This window comes from Staphylococcus americanisciuri, assembly GCF_024814435.1.
GTDB lineage: Bacteria > Bacillota > Bacilli > Staphylococcales > Staphylococcaceae > Staphylococcus > Staphylococcus americanisciuri.
The window spans coordinates 137,141-152,585 of record NZ_JANUXY010000002.1 but is presented as its reverse complement, the minus strand read 5'-3'; the positions used below and the strand labels follow the sequence as shown (position 1 = coordinate 152,585).

At 37.1% G+C, this 15,445-nt stretch carries 14 protein-coding genes; 9 read left to right on the top strand and 5 right to left on the bottom strand.

All coding sequences use genetic code 11. The annotated features are described in order from the left end of the window. Positions 1-183 precede the first annotated feature (183 nt). The 3 genes from NXS11_RS02820 to dnaA all read right to left on the bottom strand — a co-directional run bounded on the left by NXS11_RS02820 (position 184) and on the right by dnaA (position 3,675). On the bottom strand, positions 184-873 hold the full coding sequence (locus NXS11_RS02820) for a DsbA family protein (protein WP_259198474.1): 690 nt from the start codon (positions 871-873) through the stop codon (positions 184-186). Between the two features lie 151 nt (positions 874-1,024). Continuing rightward, on the bottom strand, positions 1,025-2,161 hold the full coding sequence (dnaN, locus tag NXS11_RS02815; protein ID WP_259198644.1) for a DNA polymerase III subunit beta: 1,137 nt from the start codon (positions 2,159-2,161) through the stop codon (positions 1,025-1,027). A 173-nt stretch (positions 2,162-2,334) separates the two neighbouring features. Next, positions 2,335-3,675 carry a chromosomal replication initiator protein DnaA gene (gene dnaA, locus NXS11_RS02810; RefSeq protein ID WP_259198472.1) on the bottom strand — a complete coding sequence of 447 codons (1,341 nt, stop codon included), beginning with the start codon at positions 3,673-3,675 and terminating at the stop codon, positions 2,335-2,337. 601 nt (positions 3,676-4,276) lie between these two features. Here dnaA and rpmH point away from each other — a divergent pair. From rpmH to NXS11_RS02780, 6 genes are all read left to right on the top strand, one after another. Next, positions 4,277-4,414, top strand: coding sequence for a 50S ribosomal protein L34 (rpmH, locus tag NXS11_RS02805; protein ID WP_000240855.1), 138 nt, complete (start codon positions 4,277-4,279; stop codon positions 4,412-4,414). A gap of 186 nt (positions 4,415-4,600) precedes the next feature. Next, positions 4,601-4,948, top strand: a complete 348-nt coding sequence (gene rnpA / locus NXS11_RS02800; protein WP_259198470.1) for a ribonuclease P protein component — start codon at positions 4,601-4,603, stop codon at positions 4,946-4,948. A gap of 145 nt (positions 4,949-5,093) precedes the next feature. Further along, positions 5,094-6,476: a tRNA uridine-5-carboxymethylaminomethyl(34) synthesis GTPase MnmE gene (gene mnmE, locus NXS11_RS02795; protein WP_259198469.1), complete on the top strand. Its 1,383-nt coding sequence runs from the start codon at positions 5,094-5,096 to the stop codon at positions 6,474-6,476. Positions 6,477-6,493: 17 nt separating this feature from the next. Further along, complete coding sequence (gene mnmG / locus NXS11_RS02790; RefSeq protein WP_259198467.1) at positions 6,494-8,368, top strand: tRNA uridine-5-carboxymethylaminomethyl(34) synthesis enzyme MnmG; 1,875 nt, start codon at positions 6,494-6,496, stop codon at positions 8,366-8,368. After that, entirely contained in the window at positions 8,369-9,088 is a 720-nt protein-coding gene (gene rsmG, locus NXS11_RS02785; RefSeq protein ID WP_259198466.1) for a 16S rRNA (guanine(527)-N(7))-methyltransferase RsmG, read from the top strand. It begins immediately after the preceding gene. A 33-nt stretch (positions 9,089-9,121) separates the two neighbouring features. After that, positions 9,122-9,973 (top strand): ParB/RepB/Spo0J family partition protein, encoded by an 852-nt coding sequence (locus NXS11_RS02780; RefSeq protein WP_259198464.1) that lies wholly within the window; start codon positions 9,122-9,124, stop codon positions 9,971-9,973. A gap of 489 nt (positions 9,974-10,462) precedes the next feature. Here NXS11_RS02780 and NXS11_RS02775 read toward each other — a convergent pair whose 3' ends face one another. Further along, complete coding sequence (locus NXS11_RS02775; RefSeq protein ID WP_259198463.1) at positions 10,463-11,860, bottom strand: aminotransferase-like domain-containing protein; 1,398 nt, start codon at positions 11,858-11,860, stop codon at positions 10,463-10,465. Between the two features lie 103 nt (positions 11,861-11,963). Here NXS11_RS02775 and NXS11_RS02770 point away from each other — a divergent pair, with 103 nt between their 5' ends. From NXS11_RS02770 to NXS11_RS02760, 3 genes are all read left to right on the top strand, one after another. After that, positions 11,964-12,842: a DMT family transporter gene (locus NXS11_RS02770; RefSeq protein WP_259198461.1), complete on the top strand. Its 879-nt coding sequence runs from the start codon at positions 11,964-11,966 to the stop codon at positions 12,840-12,842. 354 nt (positions 12,843-13,196) lie between these two features. Further along, positions 13,197-13,418 (top strand): AbrB/MazE/SpoVT family DNA-binding domain-containing protein, encoded by a 222-nt coding sequence (locus NXS11_RS02765; RefSeq protein ID WP_259198460.1) that lies wholly within the window; start codon positions 13,197-13,199, stop codon positions 13,416-13,418. After that, positions 13,415-13,825, top strand: a complete 411-nt coding sequence (locus NXS11_RS02760; protein ID WP_259198459.1) for a type II toxin-antitoxin system death-on-curing family toxin — start codon at positions 13,415-13,417, stop codon at positions 13,823-13,825. The genes NXS11_RS02765 and NXS11_RS02760 overlap by 4 nt, the downstream gene beginning before the upstream one ends. 689 nt (positions 13,826-14,514) lie before the next feature. Here NXS11_RS02760 and NXS11_RS02755 read toward each other — a convergent pair. Beyond that, positions 14,515-15,258 (bottom strand): cyclase family protein, encoded by a 744-nt coding sequence (locus tag NXS11_RS02755; RefSeq protein WP_259198458.1) that lies wholly within the window; start codon positions 15,256-15,258, stop codon positions 14,515-14,517. Positions 15,259-15,445: the final 187 nt, after the last annotated feature.

Below are 15,445 nucleotides of genomic sequence, written 5' to 3'. Positions count from 1 at the left end.
GTATATTATACCTTTTTATCAGCGAAATTTCATGCCCAAACACGCATTTATTTCATGTTCGACATGTAAAAAGTTCCACGTGAAACGATTTTGTTAGTTATCTTGATATGAAAAGGGTTAGGATACCGTTTACCCCTTTCGTAGCGCGCGATTTAATCATATCCTAACCCATAGACTGCTCTCTTATTTCATTGGATGTTCTTTAAGTGCTTCATCGATTTTATCTTTCACAACTTGATAGTCCGTCACATCTTTAACACGTTCCCCATTAACATATAATGATGGCACTTCAGGTACTTGATACTGCTTAGCAAGCTGATGATCATGTTTAGCTTGTTGATAAAATTTTTTTTGATTATAAGCTTCTAGAATTTGTTGTTTTTGCTTTGATGTGATACTTAACGCTTGTATTTCTTTTTGGACAAGGCTTTCTGTCAACCATTTACCTTTAGAGACTGCTTCTTTCTCCTTAGGTTGTGCATGATATAGCGCTTGATTAAAATCCCAATATACTTCTGGCGCATATTGGTTAATTGCTAAGGATGCGCGTGCGCCTAAATCTGATTCTTTACCATGCAATAAAACATTAACGTAACGCAGCTCAATTTGATTAGTATCTATATAATCTTTTTTTATTTTTGGTAAGATATTTTTTTCAAAATCACCGCAGTATGGACATTTGTAATCTCCAAATAGCACTACTTTTACATTGCTTTTTGTATTGCCTTGATGTGGATGTAATACTGTGTCTTTGTCCAATGATTGTGCATCAACTACATTATGTGACTTAGCTCTGAATGATAATGTTCCGAGAATGGCTAATGCACACAGAATAATCACACCGACAATTAAATATACTTTTTTATGCTTCATCATTTTGTTCCTCCAATCGACGCATATCGCTTAATTTAATTATACTAAATTTAACCCTATATCACTACACGGGTAAGCAGATAATATTGCTTGTGAACAAACTAAAAAAAGCTAAAGTAGTTACCTTAGCTTTTGGGTTATGACGATTCAATTAGTATGTTCTAATCGGCAAAATGAGTTGTGTTACCGTATCATCATCTTTTGGTTTGAGGATAAATGGTTTCATTGTTCCAAAAAATGCTACTTCAACTTCATCATTATCGATTGCTTTCAGCGCATCCATCATGTACTTCGAGTTAAACGAAATTTTAAGATTGCCGCCTTCCACATCATTTGCTGTAATATCTTCTTTTACTGTACCAATTTCTGGTGAAGTTGATGACAATTCGATTCGCTCTTCACCTGTGCTGAGTTTGATGACATTATTACCACCTTCACGCGCCAATAGTGATGCACGATCAATAGCATGATAAAACTCACTATTATCAAGCCCCAATTTGACTTCGTAGTTTTCTGGGAACAATCGTGATGTATCTGGATAATGTCCTTCCAACAGACGAGAAATAAAATTAACATGTCCGACACGGAACAATACTTGGTTAGAAGCAAAGTAAATATCAATATGATTTTCACTATCTGTCATAATCTTGTTTAGTTCAGCAAGTGCTTTCCCTGGAATGATGACATTTTTATCACTGATATCTTCGTCTTCAAGTTTCAACTTTCTTACAGCTAAGCGGTGCGAATCAGTTGCTGTGCATATTAATTCATTTTCTTGTATAAGCCAATTCACACCTGTGAGGACTGGTCGTGTTTCTGAGGTGGACACTGCAAAATTAGTTTGTGCAATGATGTTTTTAAGCACTTTGATAGGTAATTGCAGTGCATCCTCACTCGAAATTTGTGGTAATAGCGGGTATTGATCAGGGTCTAGACCACTTAAATTGAATTCAGAATGTCCTGATGTAATCAATGTTTGAAATTGTTCGTTTGTGATAAGTTTGACTTCTTTTCCAGGTAATTTTTTAATAATGTCTACAAAGAATCTACCTGGTAAAACGACAGATCCAGGTTCTGTTACTGTAATAATCTCTTCACCATCAACTTGAGAAGGGATTGTAATTTCAATTGAGATTTCTGAATCAGATCCTGTTAATACGACACTCTCGTTTGTTGCATTGATTTTAATCCCTGTCAAAATTGGTAGCGTTGTTCTAGGTGAGATAGCTTTTAATGTATCGTTCAATTGTGTGATAAAGTAGTCACGTTTGATAGTGAATTCCATAATTTATAAACTCCTTTCAGTCGTTTATATTAGTTATAGTTATTATTAAAAGTCATAATAATAGTCGTAGGGCTTGTGGATTAGTGGATAACTCAAATAATCTTAAGTATATGAAGGTTACACACATGTGGATAACTTGTGTATCGTGTGTACAACTTTTACACATTATCCACAAACTAACTTCGAATTTCTTTTTCAAGACTTGTAATTTCGTCTTTCAAAATAGGGTCATTTTCAATTTCTTTTTTTATTTTGTCATGTGCATGAATGACTGTTGTATGGTCACGACCACCAAATTCTTCACCTATCTTTGGTAGGGAGAAATCTGTGAGTTCTCGTGATAAATACATTGCGATTTGACGTGGATAAGCGATAGACTTTGTACGCTTTTTGGCGGCAAAGTCCTCTATTCGGATACCATAGTATGCCCCAACTACTTTTTGGATGTCTTGAATAGTAATTTTTTTAGATTTTGTCACTTGAATGATGTCTTGTAGTGCTTCTGCTGTTAATTCAGTTGTAATTGGTTGTTTTTTCAAGTTTGAGAATGCATTGACGCGATTGAGTGCACCTTCTAATTCACGGATGTTAGTTTGAATTTGATTTGCAATATAAGTGAGTGCTTCGATTGGAATATCAATATTCTCTTCTTCTGTTTTTTTCTGCAAAATTGCCATACGTGTTTCAAAGTCAGGAGGTGTAATGTCAACGATGAGTCCCCATTGGAAACGGGATCTTAGACGTTCTTCCAGTGTTGCAATCTCTTTCGGCGGTCGATCACTTGAAATAACAATCTGCTTGTTGTTTTGATGGAGATCATTGAAAGTATGGAAAAATTCTTCTTGCGTTTGTTCTTTTTTCTGGATGAATTGAATGTCATCAATTAACAAAATATCGATATTTCGGTATTTTTCGCGGAAGGACTCTGTGTCATTGTTGCGAATAGATTGAATGAATTCGTTTGTAAACTTCTCACTAGATGTGTAAAGTACTTTGGCATCTTTGTTGTTTTCCATAACATAGTGACCAATAGCATGCATTAAATGTGTTTTGCCTAATCCCACGCCACCATAGATAAACAGAGGATTATAAGCTTTTGCTGGTGATTCAGCGACCGCAAGACTTGCAGCATGTGGAAACTGATTACCTGGACCAATAACAAAGGTATCGAACGTGTTATTAGTATTAAATTGTTCCCCTTGTACGATAGGCTCGACGCTTTTTTCTTTTTTCTGAGTTGTTAAAAAATCTGATTGAAGTTCTTTTAAATCATCTTCAGTTAACACTTCCATTTGCTCAATATTGTTCCCTGAAACAGCATTTGCATATTCAATAATCATGCTTTTGTAGTTTTGTAGGAGCCAATTTGCAGTAAAAGGATTGTTTGCCACCAAGATAATCTTGTCGTCGGATATAGCATGTATCTTAGTATCTTTAAACCATGTGTTAAAAGAAGACTCCGTCACAGCTTCGTGCAACAACTTCAGAACACTGTCCCAAATTTCTTGTTCTGTCATGTTTAACGCCATCTTCCTTAATAAAATTTTAGTTATGCACAAATTCTTTTGCAATCTGTAAAAATAATCACAGCCTGTTAGCAATTATCCACAAGTTAATCACAAACTGTGGATTACCTAATAAAACTTTTCTATTATCCACAGACAAAAAAGAAAAATGTATGCACTTAAAAACTAAAGAATATAAGGGTTCTCACCACTTATCCACACAATTATACTTTTTAACAATATATACTGTCAAATAGATGTGAATATGTGGGGAGATCTTTGGATAACTTGTGAGGAATAGAATTTTATCCACAATATATATAACACTCACTGTGTATAAGTGGATAAGGTTATTATCCTATTTGATAATAGATAGAAGGAAAATAGATTAGATAATAATTTGTTTACTTGCACAACACTTAAAAAAATGGAAATACTAGAAGATAGAAAAACGTACTTGATTTACAAATTGTATTTTGTTATATTGTAGTAGTTGCTTGAAATGTAGACATTTCATTTAAAAGACAGTTCTATTTTGAATGTAGAAAACGAAATTAACTTATCTAGAGTGATGGATTAGATAATTGTATGAATTGAGACGGAGGTGTTTTGCATGGTAAAACGTACTTATCAACCAAATAAACGTAAACATAGTAAAGTTCATGGTTTTAGAAAACGTATGAGCACTAAAAATGGCCGTAAAGTTTTGGCGCGTCGTCGTCGTAAAGGTCGCAAAGTTTTATCAGCATAAGATCACTGACTTATTCAGTGGTCTTTTTTTTGCAAAAGTAACGCATATGTTTGTGATTGCGTAGGGCAAGAGAGCAGTCATAACATCTTATCGAGATGCTAGAGGGCTACCACTTTATGAAAATTATATATAATAGTTATCTTAATCCAAAAGAGACGTTAAAATAGGAAAGACGAGTGATATTAAATGGAAAAGGCATACCGAATCAAGAAGAATGCTGATTTTCAAATGATTTATCGACGGGGTAAGTCAGTAGCCAATCGCCAGTTTGTTGTATATACTTATGATCGCCGAGAAGCGAGTCATTTTCGTTTAGGGATTAGTGTCTCTAAAAAATTAGGCAATGCCGTTACACGTAATCGGATTAAAAGAAGTATTAGAGAATGCTTCAAAGTTCATAAGGAAGATTTTTTACCAAAAGATATGATAGTGATTGCGCGTTTTCCGGCGAAAGATATGTCGGTAAGTGAAGTTCAAAAAAGTTTAGAGCACGTCTTGAAGATTGCGAAGGTTTTTAATAAGAGAATAAAGTAGAGGTTAGACTTCGGTTTGTCTGACTTTAGACAAACCGAAGTCTAAAATATAACGATATTTTTATGTTTTAAACAGTATAGGCGCAATTATGGCTGAAATATTTTACAATAAGCATAATCAAAATGAGCAAAGGAGGCACGTGAACGTGGAACAGTTAGATACAATCACGAGTATATCAACGCCTATGGGTGAGGGCGCGATTGGTATTGTGCGTATGTCAGGGCATGATGCTGTCGCAATTGCAGATAAGTTATATAAAGGAAAGCAAAAACTTGAGCAAGTGCCAACACATACAATTAACTATGGCCATATCATTGATCCCGAAACAGGAGATATCGTGGAAGAAGTTATGGTTTCCGTGTTACGCGCACCGCGAACGTTCACAAGAGAGGACATTGTTGAAATTAATTGTCATGGTGGTATTTTAACAATCAACCGTGTGCTTGAGTTGACGATGACACATGGTGCACGTATGGCGGAACCTGGTGAATATACGAAGCGTGCCTTTTTAAATGGTCGTATTGACTTATCTCAAGCAGAAGCGGTTATGGACTTCATTAGATCTAAGACAGATCGTGCGTCTAAAGTTGCGATGAATCAAATTGAGGGGCGCTTAAGTACATTAATCCAACAACAGCGCCAGTCAATTTTAGAAGTATTGGCGCAAGTTGAGGTTAATATTGATTATCCGGAATATGACGATGTAGAAGAAGCGACAACAGAATTTTTATTAGAGCGCTCAAGAGAGATTAAGGAAGCGATTCAACAATTGCTTGACACAGGCGTACAAGGGAAGATTATGCGAGAAGGCTTGTCAACGGTCATTGTCGGTAAGCCAAACGTAGGGAAGTCTTCCATGTTGAATAATCTGATTCAGTCTAACAAAGCAATCGTAACAGAAGTTGCTGGGACGACACGTGACGTCTTAGAAGAGTACGTGAATGTGCGAGGCGTTCCGTTGAAATTAGTCGATACAGCCGGTATTCGTGAAACAGAAGATATTGTAGAACGCATCGGCGTAGAGCGTTCACGTAAAGCACTACAAGAGGCAGACTTGATCTTGTTTGTGCTGAATAATAATGAGGTTTTGACGCCTGAAGATCGCCAACTTTATGATGTCATTAAAAATGAAGATGTTATTGTTATTGTGAATAAGACAGACCTCGAGCGTCAACTTGACATAGATGAAGTGAAACAAATGATTGGTAACAAACCATTGATTGAGACGTCCATGCAGACACAGCAAGGGATTGATGCGTTAGAGTTACAAATCCGAGACTTATTTTTCGATGGTACGGTACAAAATCAAGATATGACGTACGTTTCTAACTCGCGTCATATTTCATTATTAAAACAGGCAAAACAAGCAATTCAAGATGCGATTGAAGCGGCAGAAGCAGGTGTTCCTATGGATATGGTACAGATTGATTTAACACGTACTTGGGAACTGCTAGGAGAAATTATTGGTGAATCGGCAAGTGAAGAGCTGATTGATCAACTGTTTAGTCAATTCTGTCTCGGAAAATAATTTGTGGAGGAAACCGAATGATTAAAACATTTGATGTCATCGTTGTAGGTGCAGGACATTCAGGCGTTGAAGCGGGATTAGCTTCTGCACGTCGTGGCGCACGTACATTGATGTTAACGATAAATTTAGACAATATTGCATTCATGCCATGTAATCCGTCAGTTGGAGGACCAGCTAAAGGAATCGTTGTGCGTGAAATCGATGCACTTGGTGGACAAATGGCGAAAACGATCGATAAAACACATATTCAAATGCGTATGTTGAATACAGGCAAAGGGCCAGCAGTCCGCGCATTGCGTGCCCAAGCAGACAAAGTGTTGTATCAACAAGAGATGAAGCGTGTGTTAGAAGATGAAGACAACCTTGAAGTGATGCAAGGTATGGTAGATGAACTCATCATTGAAGACGGTGCAGTGAAAGGTGTGCGCACAAATGTTGGTACAGAATATCGTGCAAAAGCCGTTATTTTAACGACAGGAACGTTCTTGCGTGGTGAAATCATTCTCGGCAACTTGAAATACTCAAGTGGCCCGAACCATCAATTGCCGTCCATCACTTTAGCAGATCATTTAAGAGAGATTGGCTTTGATGTCGTGCGTTTTAAAACAGGTACACCACCACGTGTAAATGCGAAAACCATTGATTACAGTAAGACTGAAATTCAACCGGGTGATGATGTCGGTCGAGCGTTTAGTTATGAAACAACAGAGTATATTCTAGATCAACTACCATGTTGGTTAACGTATACGAATGGTGAAACACACAAGGTAATTGATGATAATTTACATTTATCAGCGATGTACTCAGGGATGATTAAAGGAACTGGGCCACGCTATTGTCCGTCAATTGAAGATAAATTTGTCCGCTTTAACGATAAACCACGTCATCAACTGTTCCTGGAGCCAGAAGGACGTCAGACGAACGAGGTCTACGTTCAGGGGCTATCTACAAGCTTACCTGAAGCAGTGCAACGTCAAATGTTAGCAACGATTCCAGGTCTTGAAAAAGCGGATATGATGCGTGCAGGATATGCGATTGAGTATGATGCGATTGTGCCAACACAATTATGGCCGACACTTGAAACGAAAAAAATTAAGAACTTATATACAGCTGGACAAATCAATGGAACATCAGGATACGAAGAAGCGGCAGGTCAAGGTTTAATGGCTGGAATTAACGCTGCTGGACGTGTGTTAGGCAAAGAAGAGAAAATTTTACGTCGTTCTGATGCATATATCGGTGTCCTGATTGATGATCTTGTAACGAAAGGGACGAATGAACCGTATCGTTTATTGACGTCTCGTGCTGAATATCGTTTGTTATTACGTCATGACAATGCGGATTTACGTCTGACTGACATCGGCTATGAACTGGGCTTAATTTCAGAAGAGCGCTATGCATGCTTTAATGAGAAGCGCGAACAAATCAAGAATGAGTTGGCACGTTTAGCAGGATTACGTATTAAGCCATCGGAACGTGTGCAAGAAATTATTGAGCGTGAAGGCGGTTCTCGCTTAAAAGACGGTATCTTGGCGAATGAATTGTTACGTCGTCCGGAAATGACATATGCGACAGTACTTGAAATCTTAGAAGAATCTCACGTCTTGCCATCAGACGTTGAAGAACAAATTGAGATTCAAACGAAATATGAAGGTTATATCAATAAGTCATTACAACAAGTGGATAAAGTAAAACGCATGGAACAAAAGAAAATTCCAGAGGATCTTGATTATTCTAAAATTGATAGTTTAGCCTCTGAAGCACGTGAAAAATTGGCAGAAGTAAAACCATTAAACATCGCACAAGCATCACGTATTTCAGGCGTTAACCCAGCGGACATCTCGATTTTATTGGTTTATTTAGAACAAGGGAAAATACAAAGGGTGAAATAAATGAGTGTAGAATGGTTAGCAAAACAATTAGATGAGCACGGTATCATGTTGTCAGATAAGCAGAAACAACAATTTGAGACGTATTATGATATGCTTGTAACGTGGAATGACAAAATTAATCTAACAAGTATTACTGAGAAACATGAAGTTTATTTGAAGCATTTTTACGATTCAATCACGCCGAGTTTTTATTGCGACTTGAGTGAACCACTACATGTATGTGATGTTGGTGCAGGTGCAGGTTTTCCAAGTATTCCATTGAAAATAGTCTTTCCAAACTTACAAGTAACTATTGTGGATTCATTGAATAAACGGATTCAATTTTTAAACCAATTGGCAGATGCATTAGAATTAGAAGGAGTGCGCTTTGTACATGATCGAGCGGAGACTTTTGGTAAGAATGAAGACTACCGAGCGTCTTTCGATATTGTAACGGCGCGTGCGGTTGCGAGATTATCCGTATTGAGCGAACTTTGTTTACCACTTGTTAAGAAACATGGACTCTTTTTAGCCTTGAAGTCTTCTAAAGGACAAGAAGAGTTGGACGAGGCACGTTTTGCGATTGGCGTATTAGGCGGACGTGTTGAAGAAGTCTTTGTGTTTACGTTGCCGGAAGATGCAGGTGAACGCCAAATTATTAAAATTCAAAAACGTAGTCAGACACCGAAGAAATATCCACGAAAGCCGGGAACACCGAATAAAGCACCGCTCGTTGAATAGTGACAGCTCTATTTGTGAAAGTGAGAGATGCGTATGAAAAAACCCTTTTCTAAGTTATTTGGACTTAAAAATAAAGATGACCTATTAGAAGTATCGGAAGCAGAACATCAAGGTGTTGAGACGATTCGTGTAGAGCGCATTGTGCCAAATCGCTATCAACCACGTCAGACATTTGATCGTGCACGTATTGAAGAACTCGCTGAATCGATTCGAGAGCATGGTTTATTACAGCCAATTGTTGTGCGTCCGATTGAGGAAAATATGTATGAAATCATTGCGGGAGAGCGTCGTTTTCGTGCGCTGAAGATGAATCATATGACCGAAGCGGAAGTATTGGTGCGCCATCTCAATGATGAAGAAACCGCGGTTGTGGCGTTGATTGAGAACATTCAGCGAGAAAACTTGTCTGCTGTAGAAGAAGCAGAGGCCTATAAGAAATTATTGGCATTCGAAGGCATTACACAAGCCGAACTGGCTAAAAGTGTCGGTAAAAGTCAAAGTTTTATTGCGAATAAACTACGTCTGTTGAAACTGACACCCACTGTGTTACAAGCGATACGTGAGCACCAAATTACAGAGCGACACGGTCGAGCACTCGTTGGTTTATCTGCTGAACGACAAGAAGAGATGTTGGCATTGATTGTGAAACAGCAATTGAATGTGAAACAGACGGAAGATAAGTTGAAAGAAGCGGCTGAATCGGAATTGGACGTTGTTCAAGCGGATGAAGATGTCTCAGAAGCTATTGTTCATGATATTTCGGCAGCACGTGACATTATTGCGAATAGCTTATTAGAAATTCGTGCGAACGGTATAAAGTTTGAACAAAAAGAACAAGATCACGATGATTATTATGAAATTCGTGTGAAACTATATCGCAAGTAAGAATGAACGGACAGTACCCATTGGAGAGATGGTGGTGCTGTCCGTTTTTTAGAAATTTACAGTTGCGGGAAGTCTTATTTTGGAGGATTATAATATGAATGTTTTTTATGTAAGATAGGAAATAGCACAGTAATTACGATTCCAAACAAATTAAAGATCTTCTGGGGCTGAAGTAATGTAATAAAGTAATAGATAACGGAAGATATGGACAAATACCAGAGAAATCAATGGTAGGGTAAATATTAAGAGTTGGTCAATTTTCAATCATAATGTTCTTTGTGAATAGTGCTAAGGTTTAGATAAAATAGGAAGCAATGTTTGTGCGAAAACTAAAGATAAGATGACGTCACAGTTTGATTTTGATGAAGTATTCAAAAAAGTGATGGTACAATACGATGAGCTTTTGAAAGCTTTGGGCAATGTATAAAAGATAGGGAGCGGTACAATGAAATCTTTTTTAAATCAGGTTTCTGTATCACTCCCTGTTTTTTACTTCAAGTATTGACGCATTTTCTCTAATCCAAGCGTGAGATTTTCAATCGTTTCATACGCAAAAGAAAGACGTATAGTATTTTCTGTACTGCCATAGATAAAACCAGGATTGATGAGAATTTTTTCCTTATCAATTAGATTTGAAAACAGGCGTTTGATATCCACATCTTTTGTAAAGGTTAACCATATAAAGAAGCCACCATGTGGTATTTGCCATGTCGCAATGTCCGTGTAGTGCTGTGCTAAAAGTTGTAATATCTTGTCACGCTTGGTTTTTAAGACGACCCGCAGCTTTTGTATGTGGTGGTCATAATCCCCACTTTGAAGCATTTCATAGACGACCATTTGTGAGAGGATACTTGAACCATAATCACTTTGCATACGGATATCGGCTAGCTGTTCAATTACTTTTTCTGATGCAATAATCCAGCCAATGCGGAGGGCGGGAGCGATGGATTTTGAAAAGCTACTTACATGAATTACATTACCATGTTGATCCATTGCTTTCATAGATTTGCCGGGAGACTGATCGAACCAAATATCTTGATAAATGTCATCTTCAATAATAGGCATATGGTGTAATTGACTATATTTGAGAATGCTTTCCTTAGTTGCTTGTGATAGAGATTGACCAGTTGGATTGTTGAATGTCGGTTCGATATATAGCGCTTTATCTTGGTGACTTGGTATACGATCAGCAATGTTCTGGAAGTTGTGAAAGTCTTGATATGGTACGTGAATATGTTTGTTGTTGAGCAGACCAAAAATATGTGTAGAGTCAATGTAAGAGGGTGTGTTAGAAAAAATACGTGTATGACGACTCAGAAATCCCGTTGTTAACAGTTGGATGGCGTGTAATGCACCTGAAGTAATAAGAACATTATTTTCTGTAATAGTAATCCCTTTTTGATGTAAACGCTCGGCAATTAGTGCTCTTAACTTGATGTAGCCATAACCATTGTTGTAACCGAATGATAGGTCACCGATATAGTTGGATACGTTTGTCATAGCATTTTTTAACGCGATGTGTGGAATCAAATCTTTTCCGAGTTCTCCTTTACTGAGATGAATGTAGGTTGAATCCGTTTCTAATTTGTTAATGAGCTGTACGGTATATTGGCTTCTCGTAGTCCATGACCAGTCCATCATTTCGGACCATTTTTGCGCGATAAAGTCTTCATTGAGATAGTCATTGACATATGTACCGCTTCCCTGTTTTGTATAAATGAACCCCTCAGCTTCTAAGACTTCTATACTTTTAATAATGGTGACTCTATTGACATCGAACTGCTTAGCTAACTGGCGATGGGAAGGGATTTTCATACCGTAAAACCAATCCCCGTTGATAATTTTATTGCGAATATACGTCGCAATTTGCTTATATTTGATACGCATCACATCCTTGAAAATGGTTAGGTCAATTTCTAGTTGATTGGTTGTACTTATTATAGAACACCTTCATTAAGATGAGAACATACTAAATGAGGGGCGTGGTCGTATGGCAAATAGGCGTCAAGATTACATATCTATCTACGGGGCTTTTATGGTAACAATTATTTTGTGGGGTTCTGCGTTTCCATTTATCAAATTCGCATTGCAGGATTTTCAAGCGGAACATTTATCAACATTACGATTGGTTATCGCAAGTGTCATATTAATGTTAATAGGCTATATCAAAAAAGTATCGTTTCCAGATATGAAAGATATCCCATTGCTCGTGTTATTAGGTATTTGTGGTTTTGCCGTGTATCATACAGCACTGAGTATAGGTGAATATTACGTGAGTGCTGGTATTGCGAGTTTGCTTGTGTCAACAACGCCTATTTTCTCGGCGCTATTGGCAACCACTTTTTTACAGGCAACTTTTTCAAAATTTGCTTGGTTAGGTTCTATTATCGCATTTTTGGGTATCGCACTAATTTCGTTAGGTAATGGTTCACAGTTGAAGGCATACTTTATTGGAATTGTACTGATTTTATTAGCGTCATTTGGCGAAAGTATTTATTTTACATTTCAACAGTCATTGCTGGAAAAGTACGGCTTTATGTCACTAACAGTTTATACGATGTTTGCGGGTGCATTAGCAATGTTGATATGGTTGCCGGGTAGTCTTCAAGACTTGCAATCGGCGCATGTGGACACGATTTTAGCAGTGCTCTATTTAGCAATAGGACCATCAGTCATCCCTTATCTCGCATTGGCTTACACGATTCAAAAAATGGGTGTGTCTGATGCGACTATTTCATTGTATCTGACGCCAGTTATATCACTTGTGTTCGCCTATTTTATGCTAGAAGAAATTCCTACAATTTTTGCAGTTATCGGTGGATGTGTGACATTGATAGGTGTTGGCATTACAGCATTTCGTGAAAAATAAGCAAATCAAACCAGGTACACGAAGAGGAGATATATCTGGTTTGATACGGTTGTTCGGTTTCTGTGGTGGAAAGATATTTATAAGTACCTAGTTTTATTTATCATGTAGTTTCAGTTGAGTTGAATAGCTGTCTTCATTCAGTTGTACTGAATTCCAAGAGTTGTAGAACCAAATTTATAAAAGTGGAAATTCTTATTTTGGAGAGTTAGAATCAGACATACATAATGAGCGAAGATATTGAACTAATAGAGACAATGATTGTATTAGGAGGAAAAATTTGTTAAAGGTATATACTTTACAATTATGTATATACACTTTATTATGTATATACATAATTGTAAGGAGGAAGATAACATGAATGTTCTTTTACGTAAGACAGGAAATAGCACAGTAATCACGATTCCAAAACAAATTAAAGAGCTTCTTGGCGCTGAAGTGGGGGAAGAGATTGAATTTGTTACTTCTGAAGATACAGTAATTATTAAAAAGGCAGAGCCCAAGTTTGATTTCGATAAAGAATTGAAAAAAGCAATGCAACAATACGATGGGCTTTTGAAAGACTTGGTGGATAAATGAAATATTTAAAAGCAGAAGATATTGTTAAAATCAATATTATGGTTATAGGAGAATATTCTCCTATAGAACCGGTTGGCATTTCTAATATAAGTAGTCTTAATATGATAGTTAATCAACCCAAGCAAGAAGTTTTTGGGAGGATGTTATATCCAGATATTTATAGTAAAGCTGCGATTTTATGGATTAACATTATTAAGAAACACCCATTTTATAATGGTAATAAACGTACAGCATTTATTGCTATGCATATGTTTCTATCTTTAAACGGCTATCAGTCTAATATCGATAGAGATGAAGGTTTTAGTAAAACAATTGATATTGTGACTTTTCAAGGGGATTTTGAACTTTTGAAAGATAATGTCGTTGATTTTCTAAAAAAAGAGAGAAGAGTTTATAGAGCTAAATAGAATATGGCATTTTATCGTTGATAGCTAAATCTAATATTACTTCTTCAAATGAAAATTAAGAGGAACAACCTATATAATTCAACCGACAATTGTCTGAATAATATAAAAATTAATCTTGTGGCCCCCTTTACAGGTTAGTGTATGATGAAATTGAATACTGTTAAGTGTTGTTAGATTATTTTTAATGGGATTGATCCATATGTCATTGTACTAATTAATTTTTTCATAACAATTCTCCTAATTAGTTATTATATACTTAATAGTGAAAAAACTAGTTGTAATATTTTTGAAGACAATTGTAATTAGCAAAAAGAAAAGTTGTTACTTCTTTTTCTTTTTATTATCTAAATAATAATGAATATTAACTAAAACTAACGGGAGTAAGCAAAGCATAATTACAAAAAATCCATTCATTGAACATCCCTCCTTATCATCATAATAGTAAAAATGTAAGATTATGTAAATAGTTTCTAATTACCTAAATATTTTTTTAAAATATTTAGTAATTATCTATTAAAAATGTTTTAAATGAATTGTAAAATGTAAGAGAAATTTTAAGACATATTATTGCGGGGTGGAGAGATGAACAGTTTAATAAAAGAATACGAGAGGGGGAAATTAGTATATATTTATGATTCATACACAGGAAAGACCCTAGGTACATTCCCTTCATGTACCTGGGGTAATATTTATTGAGGGGCTAGGGCAAAACTTCTAACAGGGAAACCGGGGGCATGGTCCGGTTTTGGCGCAATGTTATAAATGATTGCGCCACGTGTTGGCAACTGATCCAAGTTGGTCAAGAGTTCGATTTGATAGCGGTCTTGACCAAGGACATAGCGTTCGCCAATGATATCTCCATGTTTGGCGATATCGACAGAGGCATCGGTATCGAATGTTTCGTGACCGATTGCCTTAACGTGTCGTTCCTCTAGCAGATATTGCAAGGCATCGAGTGACCAGCCAGGCAAGTGTTGTTGACCGTCAGCATCTTTGTTCTCGAATGCTTCATGATCTGGCCAGCGTTTCGACCAGTCACTGCGGAAGGCGACAAACGTATCTGGTTCGATTGCGCCATGTGTTGCTTCCCATTGTTCGATATGGGCACGTGTCAGACGGAAGTCGGGGTTTTTCGCCACGTCTGATGAATAGTCTAAGACAATCAATGGTAAGACGAGTTCTCGCAATTCGAGTTCGTGTAAGTAACGTTGATTCGCAACAAAGTGAATGGGGGCATCAATGTGTGTTCCATACTGTGTTACGAACGACCATTGTTGGACGAAAAAGCCGTCCTTTTCAACAGTAAAGGGTGTGTCAATTTGGGCACCTTCAAATGCTGAGAAATGGGGAGAGTTCGCATTGAAGGTATGTGTTAAGTCGACCCAACGTGTTGATTTTAATGTTTGCAATTGTGTCCAAAGTGGATGTGTCATGGGCAAAGCCTCCTTTAATCAGTGTGCATCAGCGACAATAAAGAATGTGGACATTCCTTTTAACTATGATATGCAGTAGCTGACAGAGGTTGGGACACCGTTTATCGGTTTCTCAGTACTTAAATTTATTGTGTCCCAGCCCTACTCAGCATTGCCAGTGTGAGACAACGGATGGTGTATTGTCCCT